Raw genomic sequence first — 20096 nt, forward strand, 5'->3', positions numbered from 1 at the left:
GTTGGAATTGGTCACATCAAAACCTGTTGAAAATGATTTTTTAATGCAGCAGATTCCCAGATTGAACAATCGATATTTACTCTCCTTTTCCAGGGACGATACGTGTATGGAATATTTTCTCTGCAGCAGGCGTACCGGAGAACAGATTTCAAAAGCATTGATTGTCTCCCATGAAGTTTTTTCAGGCAGCCTGTACGTTTCCCGGTTTTATCCGGAACTATACAAACAGATAAACTGCAAATACTTGTCAGCAGCTTGTTTTTATCTCATGGTTCACCATGCCGCAGGTGTATTTCAACTGCTTGATAAATGCCGGGTTAATCTGGAAACCGATAACGAGGTTTTTTTACAGTTTTATGCCAGGCTTCAGGATTTTCATTTTTATATCCGGCATGCCAGACCGGCGCAAAAAGTTTACCTGACGGGAAATTACCGGGAAACAGCGGTGTTTACCGACCTGGTTCGTTCACACGTATAAAAAATGAACAATGGTGTTGCGATGTCCTTAAATTAATTGTTTAGGCTTGAAATTACGGACTGAAATGCTATTAAAAGGCAAATGGCATCTTTTTCCAGGAGTCAAAAAAATGATAAAAAATACCGCATCTGAATCCAAAATTCTCACCCCGGGCAAAAACACAAATCAGAAAAAAACCGAACCCGAGGTATCCGCCATTGGGATAGGCGGGACTTTGTTGAAAAAAAATGAATTCACCATGATTCTTGTCGCTGCGTTGGTCGTCACGGTCCTGGTTTTCTTCTTTTTTTTCAGGGGGTCATCTACCCAGCCGGCAGTTGAACACAAGCCTGTACCAGAGACCGGGACAGATCAGGCAGCCCCGGGTTTTGAGAGACGCATTTCCGCCCTTGAGGTCTCCGTGGCAAAACTTGCCTCCTCTTCGGGCCAGAATGAAAACCAAGCCTCATCACAGGCCGTGTCCGCCCTTGATGAACGGATCACACGAATTGAAACAGCATCAACCCTTAAGCTGGACGCCCTGATTGAACGTGTGGAGAAGTTTGAGGGCCGGTTAAACAAATTAGAAGTTGCTGCCGCGACGCCCCCACTGAAAACCGTTGTCAAACCCCAACCTGAAGTGAAGACCCCACCAATCCCCGCACTTAAGAAACAGTCTCAGGTGATAAAGAAAAAAGCTGAGAAACCAGAGAAGACCAGTCAGTTTCATACGGTTCAAAAGGGTGACACCCTGTGGTCGATTTCCCAGAAATATAAAACTAGTGTGGCAGCGATACGCAAACTGAATAATCTGACGCCTAAAGATGACATTTATCCCGGGAGTAATTTGTTAGTCAGATCAAGGTAAATATTTGATACGGAAGCTAAAAACAACAACAAGGCCGGCTAAAATGGATGTCGCAGGCGCTTGGCCCTCTTTTGTTTATAGTTTCATATAAAGGTTTTTCGCATGCACACGATAGCGTCCAAGACCCGTCAGGGTGCGGATCGTTTTTCCGCATACCTGGGGCCGGTCGGATTCCTGGCAGTTCTTTTTTTCATTAACTTTTTGTCCCGGATTATCCTGGCACCTTTTATGCCCCTAATTGAGAAGGATTTGGGATTCAGCCATACGGCTGCGGGGTCTTTGTTTCTTTTTACGTCAGCCGGATACTTTCTGGCCTTGGTGATATCCGGCTTTTTTTCAGCCCGATGGTTTCACAGGCGTACCATTGTTCTGTCGGCGGCTTGTCTGGGCGGTGCGCTTCTATTTTCGGCATTCAGCCGGGACCTGTGGCAATTGCGTATGGGGCTGGTAAGCGTGGGGATGGCCGCAGGGCTGTATCTGCCTTCGGGGCTGGCAACCATCACCGCGCTGGTCCATCCCCGGCATTGGGGAAAGGCCATGGGGATACATGAACTGGCGCCCAATCTGGGCTTTATGTCTGCACCGCTGCTTGCCGAGGTCATGCTGGGGTGGGTGTCCTGGCGCCAGGTCCTGATGCTTTTGGGAGGTCTGTCTCTTCTGATGGCCCTGGCGTATTCCCTATTTGGCAAAGGCGGTCATTTCCCGGGCAAAGCACCTGACCAGGCCGCCTTCAGGATTCTTTTCCGCCTTCCTGCCTTTTGGATCATGATCGTGCTGTTTATGCTGGCCATTACCAGCACCATGGGGCTCTACGCCATGCTGCCGCTGTATCTGGTAACCGAACATGGCATGACGCGCGGCAATGCAAACGAGATTGTGGGGATGTCGCGCCTTTTGTGCCCCATTATTGCCTTTTGTGCCGGATGGGCCAATGACCGAATCGGTGCCAGACATACAATAATAATGGTCTTAGCCATTGGCGGCATCCTGACCATCCTGCTGGGCATGGTTCACGATTCCCGGTTATTGATAATGATCGTGTTTGGCCAGCCTCTGGCCGCGGTCTGCTTTTTTCCGCCCGCGTTTGCGCTTTTGTCCACAATTGTGCCCGCCGAAATGAGCAACGTGGCGGTTTCGCTGACCATTCCTGCTGCATTTTTGATAGGCGCCGGCGTCATGCCCGTGTTGATCGGTATGATGGGGGATTGGGGCAACTTTGGCGCCGGGATTAGCATAGCGGGAAGTATGATTCTGTGCGGTTCACTGCTCGTTGTTTTTATAAAGCCCTATTCCGGAGATAACGAATAATGAAACTGAAAACACCAACAATGCGGTGCTGAAATAAGCGCCCCGGGCGCTTCACCCTCTTGTTTCCTGTATCTTGTCTCTAGTTTCTTAAACCCTTAACCCGTCCCGGCTCAGTCCGGTGTTCCGGTTCTGTTGGCTGCAAATGGACAGATTTTGCAGCCCTGATAAAGGCTTTGACCTTTGAAATATCCTTGATTCCCTTTGCTTTTTCCACACCCGAGGATACATCCACGGCCTGGGGACGGATACTTGACACGGCATCGGCCACATTTTCCGGGTTAAGCCCTCCGGCCAGCATCAAACGCACCTTTTTTGCCATTTCAAGGGCCTGGCCGTAATCCCAGGTTTCTGCATTTCCCCCGGGAAGTATGCCTTTGCCGTATTCGGCCAGACAAAAATCAGCAGATTGGTATTTTTCTGTTTCACAAAGCCCTGGAGGCCTTGCTGCAAAAAAAGCTTTGGTTACCACAAGGTTCTGAGCTGATAAGCGGTCTGCAAGTTCAGGCGTTTCTGCACCGTGCAGCTGTACGATCCCAAGGCCGCAGGCTGAAACGGTCTGCATAATCGTATCAAAGGATTCGTCTACAAACACCCCGCAGGCCGGAATGCCCTTGGGAAGGGCCCGGACAATTTGCCGGGCTTTTTCTGTACTTACATGCCGGGGACTTTTTTCATAAAAGACCAGTCCGATGATATCAGCACCGACTTTTACGCAGTCAAGGGCGTTGTCCACAAGGGTCAGGCCGCATATTTTTACAAGCACACCGGGCCTTGGGTCGGGTATCTGCCATGCAGATACGGGAAGCTGTGCCATGGCTGTTATTCGCCCTCCGCTTTGATGCCAAGAAGGGTTTTGATAAATTGAGCAGGATCCTTTGAACGGACAATGCTCTCTCCCACAAGGAAATTGAAAATACGGTTTTCCATGCCGGCTTCAATGCCGGATCTTCCGGAAATGCCCGAGGCCTCCACGGGAATGATTTCACCAGGGAATATTTTTGCCACCCGTCTTGCCACACTTGTGTCCACCTCAAGGGTGGCCAGGTTTCTGTTGTTAATGCCCACCACCCGGGCCTGGGCTTTATATGCCTGCTCAAATTCAAACTCTGAATTGATCTCCACCAGCGGTTCCATGCCAAGTTCCCGGGTAAGAAGGGTCAGTTCGGCCTGCTGGGCAGGGGCGAGCAGGGTGGTGATCAGCAGAACAGCAGACGCCCCTGCCTTTTTAGCTTCATAAATCTGGTATTCTGAAAATATGAAATCCTTTCGAAGCACGGGAAGGTCCGTGTTTTCGCATACAAGTTCAAGGTCGGCCAACGTGCCTTTAAAGTACTTTGATTCCGTGAGTACCGATATGGCCCTTGCCCCACCTTTGGTGTAGGCTTTGGCATAGGCGGCCACGTCAAGATCAATCCTGATATCTCCCTTGGAAGGCGATGCTTTCTTGACTTCGGCAATGATACCCACCGCATCACGGGTGGAGGCGGCCATGGCCTCTGCAAAAGAGACCGGGGCCGGTGTGTGTTCCGCATCATGGCGAAGGGCGGTCAGGGGAAGTTTACTTTTGGCCCGGCTTATTTCCTCTTTTTTGACATCAATGACAGTTTTGAGAAATCCTTTCATTTATTGATCATCCTTTCGATTTAACCGTTTTCCCTGGTATAATCCGCAAGTTGTTCCAGTTTTTTCATGGCCGCCCCTGTTTCAATGGATGTTAAGGCCATTTCAATACCCTTTTCAATGGTGGGTGCGGCATCGGCAGCCACAAGGCCGGCCCCTGCATTGAGCAGGACAATATTCTGTTTTGGGCCCTTTTCCCCGGACAGAACGGCCCGGGTAATGGCGGCATTGTATTTTGCATCCCCGCCCTTGAGATCTTCGGGGTCGGCATATTCGCCAAAATAGGTCAAGGGATCCACATCATAGGTTTTAATCATACTATTGTTGAGCTCTGTCACCCGGGTAAGTCCTGTGGTGGTCATCTCATCCATGCCGTCATGGCCATGGACCACAAAGGCCTTTTCCACACCCAGCAGATTCAATGCCTTTCCAAACATTTCCGTCAGTTCCGGTGCATATACCCCTAAAATCTGGCAGGAGGCGGCTGCCGGGTTGGTCAATGGCCCGAGCATGTTGAAAATACTTCTGATTTTGCATTCAGTACGGGCTTTCATGGCATACTTCATGGACCCGTGGTACAGGGGCGCAAACATGAACCCAATGCCGATTTCGTTGATGGCCTCTTCCACAATTTCAGGGTCCACACTTAAATTCACCCCCAGTTCTTCAAGCACATCCGCAGACCCGCATTTGCTGGTGACGGACCGGTTGCCGTGTTTGGCCACGGTGATGCCGGCACCTGCAATGACAAAGGCTGTTGTGGTGGAAATATTAAATGACCCTAGGGCGTCACCCCCTGTACCGCAGGTGTCAATGACCTTTTTGGCCAGGGCCTGGACACGAACCGCCTTGGTCCGCATGGCCCGGGCCGCACCTGCCAGTTCCTCAAAGGTTTCCCCTTTTGTGGCAAGGGCTGCCATGAATGCCCCGATCTGGGATTCGGTGGCCTGTCCTGAAAAGATGGCGTCCATCATGCCTGCCATCTGGTCCTGGCTGAGATCCTGTCCTTTTACGATGGTATTCAGGTGAGCTGTAAAATCCATATCATGCTCCTTTGATAAAGTTTCTGATCAGCCGTTTTCCCACGGTTGTCATGAAAGATTCAGGGTGAAACTGCACCCCCTGGGTGGGGTGTTCTTTGTGCCTTATGCCCATGATCTCTCCGTCTAAGGTCCTGGCGGTCACTTCCAGGCAGTCGGGCAGATCCGATTCCTGAACCGCCAGGGAGTGGTAGCGCATCACATTAAAGGGCTTGTTGATGCCTGAAAAGATCTGTTTGCCGTCTGCTTCCACCACGGATATTTTTCCATGCATAATGGCCTTTGCATGGATAATGGTGCCGCCAAAACTCTGGGCAATGGTCTGATGTCCCAGACACACGCCAAGAATAGGAACTTTTCCTGACAGTTGTTGTACAAGTTCAAGGCAGATTCCTGCATCTTCGGGCCTGCCCGGCCCCGGTGACAGGATGATGGCGTCAAACCCAAGCCCTGCCAGTTCTTCCACACTGATCTTATCGTTTCTGAAAACCTCTGCCTGGGCCCCTGTGTGCAGGACATAATGCACCAGGTTAAAGGTAAAGGAATCATAGTTGTCTATTATTGCGGTTTTCATATCTTACTATCCTTTATGGCTTTGTGACAGGGCAAGTTTCAATGCCATTTCAACACTTTTGGCCTTGTTGATGCACTCGTTCAATTCGGTTTCAGGATCTGAATCATAGACAATGCCGGCCCCTGCCTGGACGGTCAATGTGTCGTTTTCCATGACAGCGGTGCGGATGGTGATGGCAAAGTCCATGTTGCCGGTAAAGGAGATATACCCGGCAGCACCGCCATAGACACCCCTTTGGCGGTTTTCAAGTTTTGCAATGATCTCCATGGCCCGGATTTTGGGCGCACCGGACAAGGTGCCTGCCGGAAAGGTGGCCTTGAAAAGGTCAAAGGCGTCGCATTCCTCTTTCAGATCACAGGTGATATTGGAGACCAGGTGCATGACATGGGAATAGCGTTCAATGACCATGGTGTCCGTGACCTGTACCGTGCCGGCCCGGGCCACTCGGCCAAGGTCGTTCCGGCCAAGATCAATGAGCATGACATGTTCTGCTTTTTCCTTTTCATCATTGAGCAGATCATCGGCCAGGGCCCGGTCTTTTTGTTCGCTTTTGCCCCTGGGCCTTGTGCCTGCAATGGGCCGAAGGGTTGCCACCCGGTTTTCAAGGCGTACCATGGTTTCAGGGGAAGACCCTGCAATGACCCGGTCCGTGAAATTCATGAAAAACATGTACGGTGAAGGATTGATGTAGCGCTGGGCCCTGTAGATCAGTACGGGATCAACCGTTGTTTTGCATGAAAAGGGCTGGGAATATACCGCCTGGAAAATATCTCCCTCTACAATATGTTCCTTGATGGTTTTAACCCCTTCCATGTACGCTTCGGCGGGTGTTTCAGGTACAAGCTGGGTATCCGGAACATGGGGGGCGGTCCCGGGAACAAAGGGTTTGCCTAAATCTTTCACAAGCGTGTCAACGTTATCCCTGGCAGTATCATAGACCAACGCCGGGTCATCTGTCTTGGACAGGTAACAGATGTTCAGGCAGGTCAGTGTCTGTTTGATATTGTCAAAGATGATCATCTGTTCGGGAATAATAAAATGGCCGTATGGGGTGCCGTCGGGCAGGGCAACGTCAATATTTTCAAAGAAAGAGACCATCTCATAGGCAAAGTAGCCGGTGATCCCGCTCCAGAACCGCGGCAGCTCCGGGATATCAGCCGGAGTAAATTCTTTGATAATTTCCCGCATCACGCTTAGAGGATCATTGTCATGGGCAATTTTTCGGGTGTCGTGTCGGGTTGTCACAAGGACATGGGTTTTAAATATTTTGATGTGCCCAAAGGCCGACACACCAAGAAAGCTGTAACGGCCCCATCGCTCTCCGCCCTCCACGCTCTCTAAAAGGAAGCACGCCTTGTCCTTTTCATAGCATTTCTGCAGGATGGATACGGGCGTGTCACTGTCTGCAAGCACCCTTGTGGCCACTGGTATGACATTGGCGGATCGGGCAAGTTTAATAAATTGGTCTTTATCCGGCAGTCTGTCTAATATCATTAAAAAAAATCCTTACAAAAAATTTAAAATAAAAAAAGGCTGACACGGGATGTTGTCAGCCTTGGAACCGCAACAGCCACAAATTGGGAAAAGCTGCTGCAGCGATATGTCATAGAACCTAAAACATCTTTGATAACCTGTGCAGCCGCCATTGCCATATTGGCCAGGAATGCCAGCGCCATAAATTCAGTTTCTGGTTGGTTGCAGATGTTTTCATACGTGCCCTTGTAATCTGTATAGGTTTCTTTAGAGGCCAAATTAAATGGTTTTTATAATGGTGTCAATAAAAATGTTTCTACTCGTAGAAACAAAATTCAAAATCCCCCGGACAAAGACCAGACAAAGATAAAAAAAGCTGGCACTATCAGGCTCCGGCATTTATATAAACGGTCATAAATTGATATTTTTTTGAGTATGCAACAATAATAATAGAAGCACGGGACTGATTTCAATGCTTTTGCTTTTCCCCCCTGTGGCAAAACCCTGTGAACCGCCGGCCGGCATTGCGCTGCTGTCATCGGCATTAAAGGAAAACGGTATTGACTGCAAATGTGTTGACGCCAATGTCGACGGCCTTTTATGGCTGATTAATTCCGTGGGCAAAGACAAAGCAACCGATTCCTGGACCCGGCGGGCCCTGAAAAACCGGGCAGCCATTTTAAATGACCTGGGAAGTCCTGGTCTGTACACCAATTTCGACCGCTACCACCAGCGGGTCTATGACCTGAACCGGCTGGTGGCCGTATCCGCAGACCAATCAAGATTCAGGATCAGCTTAAGTGACTATTCGGACAATCAGCTCTCTTCGGTGGATTCAAAGGCCTTGCTTGACAGTGCCGCATTATATTCGGAAAATCCTTTTTACCTCTATTTTGAAGAAAAACTTCGCCCCGTGATAGAGTCCTGGGATCATCCCTGGATCGGCATTTCCCTTTGCTATCTCAACCAGGCCCTGGTCAGTTTTGCCCTGGCCGGATGGATCCGGGATAACTTCCCGGGTAAAATACTTGTCATGGGCGGGGGACTGATCTCTTCCTGGATGAGCCGTCCTGATTTTAATAACCCCTTTTCAAGTTTGATTGATCACCTGGTTAAAGGGGAGGGGGAATCTCCTTTGCTTGCGCTGCTTGGAAAGCCCGGCATTGAGAAAAAACATTATGTGCCGGATTACGGGTTTGCCGACAACCATGATTATATTGCGCCTGCAAAAATTCTGCCTTTCAGGGCTTCCATCGGGTGTTACTGGAGCAAATGCCGGTTCTGTCCTGAAAAAGCTGAAACGCGTCCCTACTCAACCCAGCGCTCCGATCAGGTGCTTGGGGATCTTGACTTAATGGCCGAAAACCACGGCCCGGATGTTGTGCACTTCATCGACAATGCGGTGACGCCTGCGTTTCTGCGTACACTTTCCAGACAGACATGCGCTTTTAAGTGGTACGGGTTTGTCCGGTTTGAAAAGGATTTTGCAGATCCCAGGTTTTGTCTGGCCCTTAAGCAAAGCGGATGTGAAATGCTCAAACTCGGGCTTGAATCCGGGGACCAGAAGGTATTGGAAGATATGGGAAAGGGCACGGATCTTGAATTGGTGTCAGCCACCCTTGCCAACCTTAAAGACGCAGGCATCCTTACGTTTGTTTACCTGCTTTTCGGCACCCATTATGAAGATGAGGCTGCAGCCCACCGGACCCTGGATTATATCAAGGCCCATAAATCCGATATTGACTATTTGAATCTGTCCGTGTTTAATCTGCCCAAGTTCAGTGAAGATGCCCAGGGACTTGTCACCCATGAATTTTTCCACGGCGACCTCTCTTTATATCTTAATTTTGAACACCCCCGGGGCTGGACCCGCCGTAATGTGAAATCGTTTATTAACAAAGCGTTTAAAAAACAGCTGGGTGTTGGGTCCAGGTTCAGGAAAAATCCGGCCTTTTTTTCATCCAACCATGCCATGTTTTTTAACCATATAGAATAATTTTAAAGGGAACTGCCATGATTAATGCCCATGTTCTATCCACCGGCAATGAGGTGCTGCTTGGTGATATTGTGGACACCAACAGCGCATTTTTATGCCGGCGGCTTAAAAGTTCAGGTGTAACCGTTATAAAGACAAGTGCTGTGCGCGATGATATGACAGCCCTTGTCCGGGAGATTGAAAGCATCGCGTCTTCCGTAGATGTCTGTGTGATGACAGGCGGCCTTGGACCGACTTCTGATGATTTAACGGCCGCAGCCCTGGCCGAAGCAGCCGGGGTGAAACTTGAGCTGGATACCGCAGCCTTGAACTCCATGAAAAAGTATTTTGATAAACGCGGGTTTGATTTCACACCTGCCAATGAAAAACAGGCCATGCTGCCCCAGGGCGCAAAATTTATGGAAAATCTTCACGGTACGGCTCCGGGTTTTTCCATGACCCTCAACAGGTGCCGGTTTTTCTGTATGCCGGGCGTCTCCAGGGAAATGGAGCGGATGTTTGATTTAAAAGTCAGACCCAAATTGTATGAAATGACCGGGCATGCCGGTGAAATCCAGGTCATACGCCTGATGGTGTTCGGTATGCCGGAATCCAGGGCCGGGCAGGCCCTTTCGGGTTTCACTTTGCAGTTTCCCGCAATTCATCTGGGTTTCAGGATCAGATTCCCCATGATTGAGGTGAAGCTCTCCAGGCTTAACGAGGTGGTATCCGATTCCCAAGAGGGCCTGGGCGGTGCCAGAGAGATGAATCAGGCTAAACTATGGGTGATGGAAAAGCTTGGGCCAAAAGTCATTTCAGACCAGGGACTGACCCTGGCCCAGGAAGTGGGACGGCTTCTGACAAAGCGTGGGCAGACACTCAGTGTGGCTGAATCCTGCACAGGCGGACTCGTGGCTCATCTGATAACGGATGTGCCGGGTGCCTCTGATTATTTTCTGTTTTCAGCCACCACCTACGCCAATTCCGCCAAAGAAGCGATTCTTAACGTATCCCGGCAAACCCTGGAAAATAACGGGGCTGTGGATGAAACCACGGCCCTTGAAATGGCAATTGGCGTCAGGACAGCCGGCGGATCAGACTGGGCGGTTTCCACCACGGGCATTGCCGGTCCTTCCGGCGGGACCGAAGCCAAGCCTGTGGGAACCGTATGCATTGGGGTGGCTGGTCCGTTGGGGTCGCATTCCCAACGGTTTATGCTGGACCGCGGTGACCGCGAACGCAACAAACAACTGTTTGCCGCCATGGCCCTTGAGATGCTGCGCAGGGAACTTGTGAAAAACTAAGGTATATCTGCGGATAAACTATATATTGAATACCGATTTATACCAGGCGGTCATTTTCTGTTCAAACTCCTGCTGGTGTGCCCGGTTTGTCATCTGATGATCCCCGCCGTCATGGAGGATCATCTCCTTGGGAGCCTGCATGGCAGCATAAAGGATATTGGCATTTTCCACCGGGACCACCTCATCGGCACTGCCATGGAAAATCATGACATGGTGCAATGCCTTTGCCTGGTCGGAAAGGTCATACAAAAGATTCTTCTTGAAAAAGTCTAAAGAAAGGGCAGGGCGCTTGTCATTTCCTGCCATGGGAATCCTGGTTATGGTTCGGGTGTTCACGGGGGAGGCGCACAAAACAGCCCCCTGAACCCTGAATCCTGCACGTTCAAGATCCTGCCAGGCGCTGATACAGGTGGCACCCCCCATACTGGAGCCAAACAGGGCAATATGGTTGGATGTAACCTTCATGTCAAGCACATGGCCCACTGCTGCACAAAAATCCTTTGTGCGTTTTTTAAGACTGGTATCCTTAATAAAACTGCCCTGGCTGTCGCCGCATCCCCTGTGGTCAAACCGAAAAAAGGCGATTTTATTTGCAGGCAGCACTTTGGACAAAAGCATCTGTTTTGCTGAAGTTCGGCTGCCTTCAAGGCCGTGGGAGCCGACAACAAGGGGCGGCATGGGACATTCGGGAAGATGAAGGGTACCTTTCAGGGTGAATCCATCAACTGTAAAATTCGTTTCCACTATTTTCATCTTGTCTTTGTGTCCATATCTTTGTATATTTATCGACTTTTTCACCAAACTTAATCATATATATAACCATAAGATATAGTATAAAATGCCTGTTAAAAAAAGCAAAACCTACGAACTTGACATTATTGACCTTGCCTTTGGGGGAAAGGGTCTGGCCAAACCCGATGGGTTTCCCGTGTTTGTGGACCGGTGTGTGCCGGGAGACCGGGTTTTTGTAAAAATTTTCAAAAAAAAGAAATCCTGGGCCGAAGCACGGCTGATCAATATTGTCAGCCCTTCGCCCCTGCGCCAGGAGGCAAGATGCGAGTACAACAGGTTTTGCGGGGGCTGCAAATGGCAGCAACTGCCTTACGAACGCCAGCTTGAATACAAAAAGCGCCATGTCGCAGAGTCGCTGGCGCACATCGGACGCTTAAAAGATGTCCGGGTTACGGATGTTGTGCCCTCGGATTATGTTTACGAATACCGCAATAAAATGGAGTTTTCCTGTTCTTCCATGCGATGGCTCATGCCGGAGGAACTGGCTGATGATTCCGTTAAAAAGGGTTTTGGCATTGGATTACATGTGCCGGGCACCTTTGACAAGGTGATTGATATTCACGCCTGTCATATCATGCCGGCCCTGGGCAATGAAATTTTAGAGACCATCCGTGGCTTTGTGGCCCAATCCGGGCTTGGGGCATATCACCTGCGCAACCACGAGGGCTTCTGGCGCTTTGTCATGCTAAGGCATTCCGTGGCCCGGGATCAGTGGATGGTCAACCTTGTGACCAGTGAAAATAAACCTGACGTCATGGCATCCTTAAGCAGACAGCTTGCCGAAAAATTCAACCAGATATGCTGTATTGTCAATAATGTTACAGATTCCCGATCCGGGGTCTCTACGGGCAAGGAAGAGATCCTTATCCATGGCGAAGATCATCTGATCGAAAAACTCGGGTGTTATCAGTTTAAAATTTCGGCAAACTCTTTTTTCCAGACAAATACCCGGGCCTGTGAAAAATTGTACACCAAAGTTAGTGAATATGCGGACCTTGACGGATCCCAGACGGTTCTGGATCTGTATTCAGGCACCGGGACCATTCCTGTCTGGCTGTCGGGCCAGGCAAAAAAAATCTACGGAATTGAGATCGTTCATTCTGCTGTGGTCGACGCAAGGGAAAATGTAAGTTTGAACGGCATTGATAACTGCACCTTTCTGGAAGGGGACATCAAGGATGTGTTCAGACAGGTGCCTGAAAAGCCGGATGTGATCATCATTGATCCGCCCAGGGTGGGCATGCACAAGGATGTGGTGGGACATGTGCTGGCCCATTCTCCCGATAGAATCGTCTATGTTTCCTGCAATCCTGCAACCCTTGCCAGGGACCTTGAAATGCTTGCATCACGTTACGCCGTGCTGGAAGTGACCCCTGTGGATATGTTTCCCCACACCTATCATATTGAATCTGTGGCGTTGCTTGTGAGAAAAGGTTAGTGTTTGGACGAAAAGTCACCCACCTGCGGCGTTGCATAAAAATTTAAAATCCTCACAACCTCAAGGTTGCTCCGGTTTTAAATTTTTATGCGCCTTGCATCTGGGCAACTTTTCGTCCAAACACGGGTTTCTGTTCAGGCACAAGTCGATAACCTAAAATTTTTTTAACCCATGGACAGAATGGCGTCGCCCAGAGCTTTGCCGCCGTCGTCGTCTTCTTTCGGTTCATTGAACACGCAGCTTAGAATAAGCATGTCATCATTTCTTTCAGTTGTAACTTTATATGGCTGCTTGTGAAAAAGGCCGATCATGCCTTTGTTATGCGGAGAGGTATAGGCGATCAGTCCTTTAATACCGTTGTCAATGGCCGCTTGATTGAGTTTTTTCTGTAAGATGTTGGCAATTCCCATGCCCTGGTATGCTTTTGATACGGAGTAAGCAACTTCGGCCATGTTAATGATCGTGTTTCTGAAATACTCGCCCACGGCAATAATTTTTTCAAATCCCAGTTCGCCGATGGTCGCCACAATGGTCAGATCATTGATATAATCAATTTCATAGGTGGTTTCAATCTGATCATAGGCAAAACTTTTTTTCTCATGAAAGAACCTGGAAACAATATCGCCACGATTCATGGTGTAATAGTGTTCCTGGATAAACCGCTCATCCACCGGTTTTGCCGGTCTGAATGTAATGGGAATATCTTTTATCACAATGGTTTCTTCATACTTAAGCGGGTAAACGCCTTTAATGGCCTGTTTAAATTTGCGGTCACTGTCAATCAGACCCATATCCTTGGCTGCGGCAAACAATTCATCCCTGAAATCCGGATGAGCAATGGATACCAGGGCCATGACCCGTTCCTGAATTGTTTTGCCAAAAAGATTCACCAGCCCGTATTCTGTTGCCACAAACTGAACATCTCCCCTTGGAACCACCACGGCCTGTTCTGTTAAACGGGGCACAATCCGGCTTTTTTGCCCGTGATCCATGGTGGAGGTCATCATGAGAATGGATTTTCCACCTTCGGACATGGCTGCCCCCCGGGTAAAATCAAGCAGGCCATTAATTCCTGTGTAATTGTTAAACGGCAGGGCATCGGCAGCCACCTGGCCGGTAAGATCAATGGCCATGGCCGTGTTCAGGGTGACCATTTTATTGTGGCGGCCGATGATTCCCGGGTTGTTGATATAATCTGAGGGGTAAAACTCAATGGAGGGGTTGTCGTCAAGAAATTCATAGAGCAGGGCGGAGCCCACGGCTGCGCTGGCCACAAGCTTTCCGTTATTAAATCCTTTTTTCTTATTCGTGATCACCCCAATGGAGAAAAGGCTCATAATTGAGTCTGACAGGTATTGTGAGTGAATCCCAATATCATTTTTGTCTGACAACGCCACCATAATTGCCTCGGTAGTTAGGCCAAGACTTGCCTGGATGGTTGAGCCGTCTTCAATGAGACGTGAAATATGTTTGGCAATAATATTATCCGACTCCTGTTCAGGACGCGGCTGGATGGTTAAAAGCGGGGCCTCATGTTCCACAATAAAATCAACATCATTGACATGGATAAAGCTTCTTCCCAGGACCCGGGGCATTTGCGGGTTAATCTGGCATATGACAATATCAGCAGTTTCGCAGGCAGACAGATTGATATCCACAGAGATTCCAAGACTCATCCACCCAAAGTCATCGGGCGGCGATGCCTGGATCAGAGCCGCATTCAACGGCATGAGCCCGGATTTGAACAGGTGCGGAATCTGGGACAGGTTCGCAGGCGTAATATATCTTTGATTTTTGCTGATAATGCTGGGGCCGCAGGAGCCCAGATAAAAGGATCTGATTTTAAACTGCTGGGAGTGGGACTCATTAGCGATAAGCGTCAGCGGGCCACTTTCAATGCTGAGCAGGCGCACGATTTCAAGATCGGTGAATCTTGCGGAAATAGTGGATAGCTCTTTGACAAGATGCTGGGGTTCAGCACAGGAAGAGCCTATAAATACGCGTTGGCCAGGCCGGATATGTTTCAGGGCGTCCTGGGCACTGCAACGTTTGTCTACGTAGGAATCTGCCCAGTACGTGGCTTTTGTCATAATCAACCTCCCCAATATTTGTTGTCTGCTTGAAAACGGGTCTGCTTGAGAACGGGCCAGCTTGAAAACGGTTTTTCTATTTCTTATTCAAAAACAAATATGATGTTACAAAAAAATGTAAAGGCGGAAGATATCATATATAAAAATTGCACGGTTGTGAACATTAAACTAAGTCTTAGGTACAATAATTTAATTTAAATAAGGGCTGAATAAAATTAAATCAGTTTGAAAAGCCTGTGGATGGTCTGGGCATGCCACTGCCCCCTGCCGGAAAAGGTCGGAATACCTTTATCTCTTAAATATTCAGCAATCGTGGCAAATGTGGCCCCCTGATCCCGCATTCTGTTAATCGTCGAGATGATGTCATCCTTGGTGTAATGGGTACCCGAGGTATAGCTGGCTGTTGCTATGGGCATGTCATCCGGATATTTTCTGTTTGAGATAAGCACTTTCAAGGATTCAAAAAAATCAGCCATGGCATTTTGCTGGCGCATTTGGGATTCCATGATCGTCTCACTTACCGCTGCGATTCTGCCCATTTCTTTGACCAGTTGCGTGGTGTTTTCGGCAATAACCGGGATCAGGTCCCAGATTTCCTGTTTCGTTGCCTCTTTTACCGGAATGGAATTTGACCGGTTAAAGGTGGAGGGGCGCCTGTCCTTTGGAATACGCCGTTCTCCAGACGGGAAGTAGTTGCCGTCCATGTTTTTCCTGCCGGCCGCTGTTTCTTTTTTACCGGAAATTCTCATATTTTTTAAAAAATCGTTCAATGATGTTTCCTCCGTATGGTTAAGATTCCGCAAAAAATTACCCATGGAAATGGATAGGTATCGGAAAAATAAAACTTAACGTAAGAATACAGTTCAATAATACGGTTAGATACTTGAGTAACGACTCTGAATATTAAATGAATGAATTTCAGTTGGATTATTGAACATTATCTAATAGTAAAATTATTTAACATAGGTTTATAAATAAAGTCAAAATTTTTTAGTGAATTGGCGAAAAAGAATCGATAACAGGTGAGGCAACTATTGTTTTCCCGGCATCAGGCAAAAAAAATTTGCCGATGCCGGGAAAGAATTATGATGCTTTAACGCTTTGGGCCCCAAGTTTGTAATTTATAATATCTTCAACTGTGAGCATTGTAAAACCGTTGTCCAGAGCAAATTGCGCGGCTCGGGGGAGCCTGGCCATGGTTCCGTCGGGATTTGTAAGTTCACACAAAACCCCGTATGGGGGCAAACCAGCCAGGGTCATAAGATCAACTGTGGCCTCGGTATGGCCTGCGCGTTCAAGGACGCCCCCGGGTTTTGCCTGTAACGGAAAAATATGGCCGGGACAATTGAGATCTTCCGGGACTGCCCCATCGGCAATGGCTGCTCGAATGGTTGTTACCCGGTCCCGGGCAGAAACCCCTGTGGTGACATCTTTGGCCGCCTCAATGGATACTGTGAACGCAGTCTGGTACTGGCTTGTGTTGTTTTTTACCATTGGAAAAAGATTTAAGTGTGCGACCTTTGCCTGGGGAAGGCACAGACAGACAATGCCGCTGCATTCCCTGATCAGCATGGCCATCTGGTCCACTTTAAGGCTGTGTGCCCCGAAAATGAGATCCACTTCATTTTCCCGGTTTTCATCGTCAGCCACCAAAACGCCTGAGCCCCGGCGAAGGGCGTCAAGTCCGGCTTGTAAACGCTGCTGGGAATTTCCAAACTGTTTTAAAGGATTCTGATTCATGATTTCACTCCTTGGTAATAGTTATACATTAATACATGAATCAGGGCGTGGGAATAAAAAGGCAAGATAGCACCATCCAGTGCCATACCAGTACTTGCCGACAAAAGCGGTCAGTAAGCTGTAAGCGCAATGGTGCTGTTTTTTTGCTTATTCTCTTCCATCCGGACTGTAACCGTCGGCTCTGGAGTCTCACCAGATCTGCTGACCTTTGCGCACAAAGCTGCAAAGCGCTCGCGGGCTTTCCTGGAATTTGACCTAAAATTACCAGGTTACCGCCGGTGGGGAATTGCACCCCGCCCTGAGAATTAAAATCGTTGCAAGATAAGGCTTTCAGCGTTTCAAGTCAAGCCCTGATAAATCATTGATAAACTTTATTCTTGCCTTTTATTGTCGGAGAAGGTTAATCTCCAAATTAAATTGAATTTTTGTTCCAAATCGTTCCACTGAAAAACAATAGACAGAATCTGCCTATTGCCATATTGGCCCATTCTGCCTAATTCACTGTTCGGTTTTAACTCATAAGGATACGAATAATGCCACAGCTTTCTTTAACTGATTTTGTAGACGTTATCTCTGCAAGTGGGACTCCTAAAGCAACTAAGGTTAAACAAATCAAAAATCGGCCTGCTTATAGTCCAGCTACGGATTTTTACAAACGGTTGCGGGAAAATATTGTTGAAATCCACAGAGAAAATCTCAACAAGGACATTCTTGATTCCACTTTATCTGGTTTGACTGATAAAAAGAAAGAAACAGCATACCCTGCAATTATTAGTGGATATAAAAAATGGTGGGGAAAAAAACAAATGAGCTGGTTTGAGCCTCCAAATGATCTTTTTTCAAGTCATGGTGTCGATATTTCGGTAAATCCTGAACTTGGGCTCGAAATAAATGGAACCCCACATTTGATAAAATTGTACTTTAAGTCTGATCCTCTGACAAAAAACAGAATAGATATAATAACACATCTTATGGCTGCTGTTTTAGGTAATGCTTGCCCGCCTTCAACAGAAATGTCTGTTCTCGATATTCGCCGTTCGAAGTTGATATCTCCAACTGTAGAGATTTCATTAATTGATGGTATTATTGATGCTGAGTTGGCCTACATCTCAGCACTTTGGAGTTCAATATAAAAATACTATAAACCGAACAAAACGCTGGAGAGGGACCAGGCTTACAGAGCGGCCTTTCGGAAGTGCCTGGTTCATGAAAATTTAAACTTTTATCGGAGCTTTTTGGGTTCAAAAGCCTGGCCCCTCAGCTCCCCGTTACATTAAACATACTGTGGATCTGAAAACCCTAACCATTTGTAATTATATGAAAATATTCATTGGTATTCCCGACAGGCCTCAGGAGCTTTACCGGAGAAAAAGGGGGGCGCTCTGGCGCAAGATTTACGCCAGTCATGTCATTTGCAAAAGCGCAAATGCCACGCCTGTCATAAATCTTGCAAGCCAGCGCCCCCCTTTTTCTCCTACACCGAGGCTTCGATAACCGATGAAGGTTCTCTGCCGTCATACCCCGCTTCCCGATAAGCCGGTAACCGGCCCATCCATTGGTGATATTTTCAGGGAATATGGCCCCGGCTTCAGAGATTCACACAATCTGCATCCCCGCCAACACAAGGTGATGTACGATATTGAACACTGCCGACGCGGAGAGTTCGGCACCCATTGGGAAATCTGCGATACATGCGGGCATCTGGAAAAAGGATACAACTCCTGCCGGAATCGCCACTGCCCAGGCTGTAACAATATCGCCCGGCGCAGATGGGTGGCAGCCAGGATCGAAGAATTGCTTCCGGTATCCTATCATCACTGCGTTTTTACCCTGCCTGATATCTTCAATACTCTGTGCCGGTTCAACCGGCAGGTCATGTATGACCTGCTGTTTGAAAGCGCCTCAAAAACCCTGCTGGAGTTTGGAGAGAATCCCAAGCGCCTTGGAGCCAAGATCGGATTCTACGGTATTCTCCACACCTGGGGCGGCAGACTCTGGCTGCATCCCCACATCCATTTTATTGTCACCGCAGGCGGAATAAATACCCAGGGGGAATGGGTGGAGCCAAAATACAGTGCAACATTCCTGTTTCCGGTTAAAGCACTTTCCAATGTATTCAGGGCCAAATTCCTGAGTGGCCTGATTGCAGCCCACGGTCGGGGAGAGTTAAAACTGCCGGATGAACTGGCTTAGTTTTCCCGTCCCTGTGCTTTCAGGCAATGGCTGTTCCATACCGTTCCCAAAGCCTGGGTGGTATACTCCAAACCACCGTTCTCAGGTCCGGCCGAAGTGGTTAAATACATCGGCAGATACACCCACTCAACAGCCATCAGCAACAACAGAATCATATCCGTTAAGGATGATACCGTTGAATTCTGGTTCAAAAATACCCGGAATAGATCCAGGTGGGAAACAACCTCTTTGCCGGTGATGGAGTTCATTGACCGTTTCCTTTTGCATGTTCTGCCCAAACATTTTCACCGGATCAGATATTATGGATTTCTGGCCAACGGGCAGGCCGGACGGAATATAGCGGTAATACGACAGGCTTTGAATGACCAGGCCACACCAGATCCTGAGCCTCTGAAAGAGCAGGCACGTCAATGCCCGGCCTGCGGCAAGGGAAACATGATTACGATTCTGGTGTTGGACAGTCATGGCAACGTGGTGAAAGAAGACTTACCCCAAATAGAAATCAGACAAGTTTCAGCTAAAGCAAGGGAACCATAAAAGGCTTTACTTTGGAAACAATTACCGATATCAAAATAGGCAAAGCTCTGTCAGGGGCTCGTATTGGCAATCAGCGCCGGTTCCCGGTTTTTTCGATTCTTTTTCAAACCGGGTCGGATGAACCAGGAGGTTGAATCCGAATGGACACTCGACTCTACCAGGCAAATTGTATCACTGGAGCTGTTAAATCCAAGTTTGAGAATAAGGATTCTCCTGCTTTTACCCAAGCAAGCACCTGCGAGACTTCGATCCGGTTAATGTAATGTAACAAGACGTTCAAGCAGAAAAAAACACGGCAATCTCTTGGTTGTATAAAATTTTTATCCTGTGTTTTTTTCTGCGTAACTTAACGTTCCATAGATAAAAGCGATGTGGATTGTCCTGGCTTTGGTCGTACAATTATTATTCAAGGAGATGCGAATTGAGTTCCCACATTGAAATACATGTGCCACCTGGGAAGCATATTCCAACCATTGAACATTATGCGGCTTCGTTGCTTCCTTCAGAGATTGAGGACGACCATTGTTGGATAAACCAGTATGGATGTGTTACCTCAGAGGACACCGAGTCTTTGCTCGTTGTCCAAATTGATGGAAAACATTTCAGTTTGCTGCCAGGCCCAGAGTTCTCACCCCGCCTGTATCGAGGGCAACCGAATTTCTATGAGGAGTGTCTGCCTTCGTTATT

The 20096-nt window shown here is 48.2% G+C and carries 16 protein-coding genes, 1 pseudogene and 1 riboswitch; of the genes and pseudogenes, 8 read left to right on the forward strand and 9 right to left on the reverse strand.

Annotated elements, in window-relative coordinates:
* The first annotated feature begins 1 nt into the window (after position 1).
* The 3 genes from Q366_RS06585 to Q366_RS06595 all read left to right on the forward strand — a co-directional run bounded on the left by Q366_RS06585 (position 2) and on the right by Q366_RS06595 (position 2633).
* Positions 2-478 carry a hypothetical protein gene (locus Q366_RS06585; protein WP_245619891.1) on the forward strand — a complete coding sequence of 159 codons (477 nt, stop codon included), beginning with the start codon at positions 2-4 and terminating at the stop codon, positions 476-478.
* A gap of 109 nt (positions 479-587) precedes the next feature.
* Positions 588-1325 carry a LysM peptidoglycan-binding domain-containing protein gene (locus Q366_RS06590; RefSeq protein WP_035237437.1) on the forward strand — a complete coding sequence of 246 codons (738 nt, stop codon included), beginning with the start codon at positions 588-590 and terminating at the stop codon, positions 1323-1325.
* A 102-nt stretch (positions 1326-1427) separates the two neighbouring features.
* Positions 1428-2633: an MFS transporter gene (locus Q366_RS06595; protein WP_035237438.1), complete on the forward strand. Its 1206-nt coding sequence runs from the start codon at positions 1428-1430 to the stop codon at positions 2631-2633.
* A gap of 79 nt (positions 2634-2712) precedes the next feature.
* On the opposite strand, the gene Q366_RS06600 is transcribed toward Q366_RS06595, so the two are convergent.
* Genes Q366_RS06600 through Q366_RS06620 form a run of 5 tightly spaced genes read right to left on the reverse strand, consistent with a single transcriptional unit; the run spans position 2713 to position 7361 of the window.
* Positions 2713-3447 (reverse strand): phosphoribosylanthranilate isomerase, encoded by a 735-nt coding sequence (locus Q366_RS06600; RefSeq protein WP_051957868.1) that lies wholly within the window; start codon positions 3445-3447, stop codon positions 2713-2715.
* 5 nt (positions 3448-3452) lie between these two features.
* Entirely contained in the window at positions 3453-4256 is an 804-nt protein-coding gene (trpC, locus tag Q366_RS06605; protein ID WP_035237439.1) for an indole-3-glycerol phosphate synthase TrpC, read from the reverse strand.
* Positions 4257-4276: 20 nt separating this feature from the next.
* Positions 4277-5296, reverse strand: coding sequence for an anthranilate phosphoribosyltransferase (gene trpD / locus Q366_RS06610; RefSeq protein ID WP_035237440.1), 1020 nt, complete (start codon positions 5294-5296; stop codon positions 4277-4279).
* Position 5297: 1 nt separating this feature from the next.
* Positions 5298-5867 (reverse strand): anthranilate synthase component II, encoded by a 570-nt coding sequence (locus Q366_RS06615; protein ID WP_035237441.1) that lies wholly within the window; start codon positions 5865-5867, stop codon positions 5298-5300.
* Between the two features lie 6 nt (positions 5868-5873).
* On the reverse strand, positions 5874-7361 hold the full coding sequence (locus Q366_RS06620; RefSeq protein WP_035237442.1) for an anthranilate synthase component I family protein: 1488 nt from the start codon (positions 7359-7361) through the stop codon (positions 5874-5876).
* Between the two features lie 451 nt (positions 7362-7812).
* On the opposite strand from Q366_RS06620, the gene Q366_RS06630 reads away from it, so the two are divergent.
* Both Q366_RS06630 and Q366_RS06635 read left to right on the forward strand, forming a co-directional pair.
* On the forward strand, positions 7813-9336 hold the full coding sequence (locus tag Q366_RS06630; RefSeq protein ID WP_035237444.1) for a B12-binding domain-containing radical SAM protein: 1524 nt from the start codon (positions 7813-7815) through the stop codon (positions 9334-9336).
* A gap of 17 nt (positions 9337-9353) precedes the next feature.
* The gene (locus Q366_RS06635) at positions 9354-10619 is read left to right on the forward strand and encodes a CinA family nicotinamide mononucleotide deamidase-related protein (RefSeq protein WP_035237445.1); all 1266 of its coding nucleotides are present in this window, start codon (positions 9354-9356) and stop codon (positions 10617-10619) included.
* 18 nt (positions 10620-10637) lie between these two features.
* Here the strand turns inward: Q366_RS06635 and Q366_RS06640 are convergent, their stop codons facing one another.
* Positions 10638-11372 (reverse strand): alpha/beta hydrolase, encoded by a 735-nt coding sequence (locus Q366_RS06640; RefSeq protein ID WP_035237446.1) that lies wholly within the window; start codon positions 11370-11372, stop codon positions 10638-10640.
* Positions 11373-11457: 85 nt separating this feature from the next.
* Here Q366_RS06640 and rlmD point away from each other — a divergent pair, with 85 nt between their 5' ends.
* On the forward strand, positions 11458-12849 hold the full coding sequence (gene rlmD, locus Q366_RS06645; RefSeq protein WP_035237447.1) for a 23S rRNA (uracil(1939)-C(5))-methyltransferase RlmD: 1392 nt from the start codon (positions 11458-11460) through the stop codon (positions 12847-12849).
* 164 nt (positions 12850-13013) lie between these two features.
* Here rlmD and Q366_RS06650 read toward each other — a convergent pair whose 3' ends face one another.
* The 3 genes from Q366_RS06650 to ribB form a co-directional block, all read right to left on the reverse strand.
* Positions 13014-14939, reverse strand: a complete 1926-nt coding sequence (locus Q366_RS06650) for a bifunctional acetyl-CoA hydrolase/transferase family protein/GNAT family N-acetyltransferase (RefSeq protein ID WP_035237448.1) — start codon at positions 14937-14939, stop codon at positions 13014-13016.
* 215 nt (positions 14940-15154) lie between these two features.
* Positions 15155-15709 (reverse strand): recombinase family protein, encoded by a 555-nt coding sequence (locus Q366_RS06655; RefSeq protein ID WP_035237449.1) that lies wholly within the window; start codon positions 15707-15709, stop codon positions 15155-15157.
* Between the two features lie 313 nt (positions 15710-16022).
* A complete protein-coding gene (gene ribB, locus Q366_RS06660; protein ID WP_035237450.1) occupies positions 16023-16679 on the reverse strand; it encodes a 3,4-dihydroxy-2-butanone-4-phosphate synthase in 657 nt (218 codons plus the stop codon).
* A 145-nt stretch (positions 16680-16824) separates the two neighbouring features.
* A riboswitch (FMN riboswitch) is annotated at positions 16825-16989 on the reverse strand.
* Positions 16990-17212: 223 nt separating this feature from the next.
* Between ribB and Q366_RS06665 the strand changes: the two genes are divergently transcribed.
* Together Q366_RS06665 and Q366_RS21920 are read left to right on the forward strand one after the other, a co-directional pair.
* A complete protein-coding gene (locus tag Q366_RS06665; RefSeq protein ID WP_035237451.1) occupies positions 17213-17812 on the forward strand; it encodes a hypothetical protein in 600 nt (199 codons plus the stop codon).
* 364 nt (positions 17813-18176) lie between these two features.
* Positions 18177-19409 (forward strand): annotated as a pseudogene (locus tag Q366_RS21920) (IS91 family transposase).
* Positions 19410-20096: the final 687 nt, after the last annotated feature.

This window comes from Desulfobacter vibrioformis DSM 8776, assembly GCF_000745975.1.
Lineage (GTDB): Bacteria > Desulfobacterota > Desulfobacteria > Desulfobacterales > Desulfobacteraceae > Desulfobacter > Desulfobacter vibrioformis.

Bases quoted from the DNA above. Each gene is read 5' to 3' on its own strand.
- Q366_RS06590 (WP_035237437.1), top strand. From the start codon at position 588: ATGATAAAAAATACCGCATCTGAATCCAAAATTCTCACCCCGGGCAAA.
- trpD (WP_035237440.1), bottom strand. From the start codon at position 5,296: ATGGATTTTACAGCTCACCTGAATACCATCGTAAAAGGACAGGATCTC.
- Q366_RS06620 (WP_035237442.1), bottom strand. From the start codon at position 7,361: ATGATATTAGACAGACTGCCGGATAAAGACCAATTTATTAAACTTGCC.
- Q366_RS06630 (WP_035237444.1), top strand. From the start codon at position 7,813: ATGCTTTTGCTTTTCCCCCCTGTGGCAAAACCCTGTGAACCGCCGGCC.
- trpC (WP_035237439.1), bottom strand. From the start codon at position 4,256: ATGAAAGGATTTCTCAAAACTGTCATTGATGTCAAAAAAGAGGAAATA.
- Q366_RS06615 (WP_035237441.1), bottom strand. From the start codon at position 5,867: ATGAAAACCGCAATAATAGACAACTATGATTCCTTTACCTTTAACCTG.
- Q366_RS06595 (WP_035237438.1), top strand. From the start codon at position 1,428: ATGCACACGATAGCGTCCAAGACCCGTCAGGGTGCGGATCGTTTTTCC.
- rlmD (WP_035237447.1), top strand. From the start codon at position 11,458: ATGCCTGTTAAAAAAAGCAAAACCTACGAACTTGACATTATTGACCTT.
- Q366_RS06640 (WP_035237446.1), bottom strand. From the start codon at position 11,372: ATGAAAATAGTGGAAACGAATTTTACAGTTGATGGATTCACCCTGAAA.
- ribB (WP_035237450.1), bottom strand. From the start codon at position 16,679: ATGAATCAGAATCCTTTAAAACAGTTTGGAAATTCCCAGCAGCGTTTA.
- Q366_RS06650 (WP_035237448.1), bottom strand. From the start codon at position 14,939: ATGACAAAAGCCACGTACTGGGCAGATTCCTACGTAGACAAACGTTGC.
- Q366_RS06635 (WP_035237445.1), top strand. From the start codon at position 9,354: ATGATTAATGCCCATGTTCTATCCACCGGCAATGAGGTGCTGCTTGGT.
- Q366_RS06600 (WP_051957868.1), bottom strand. From the start codon at position 3,447: ATGGCACAGCTTCCCGTATCTGCATGGCAGATACCCGACCCAAGGCCC.
- Q366_RS06665 (WP_035237451.1), top strand. From the start codon at position 17,213: ATGCCACAGCTTTCTTTAACTGATTTTGTAGACGTTATCTCTGCAAGT.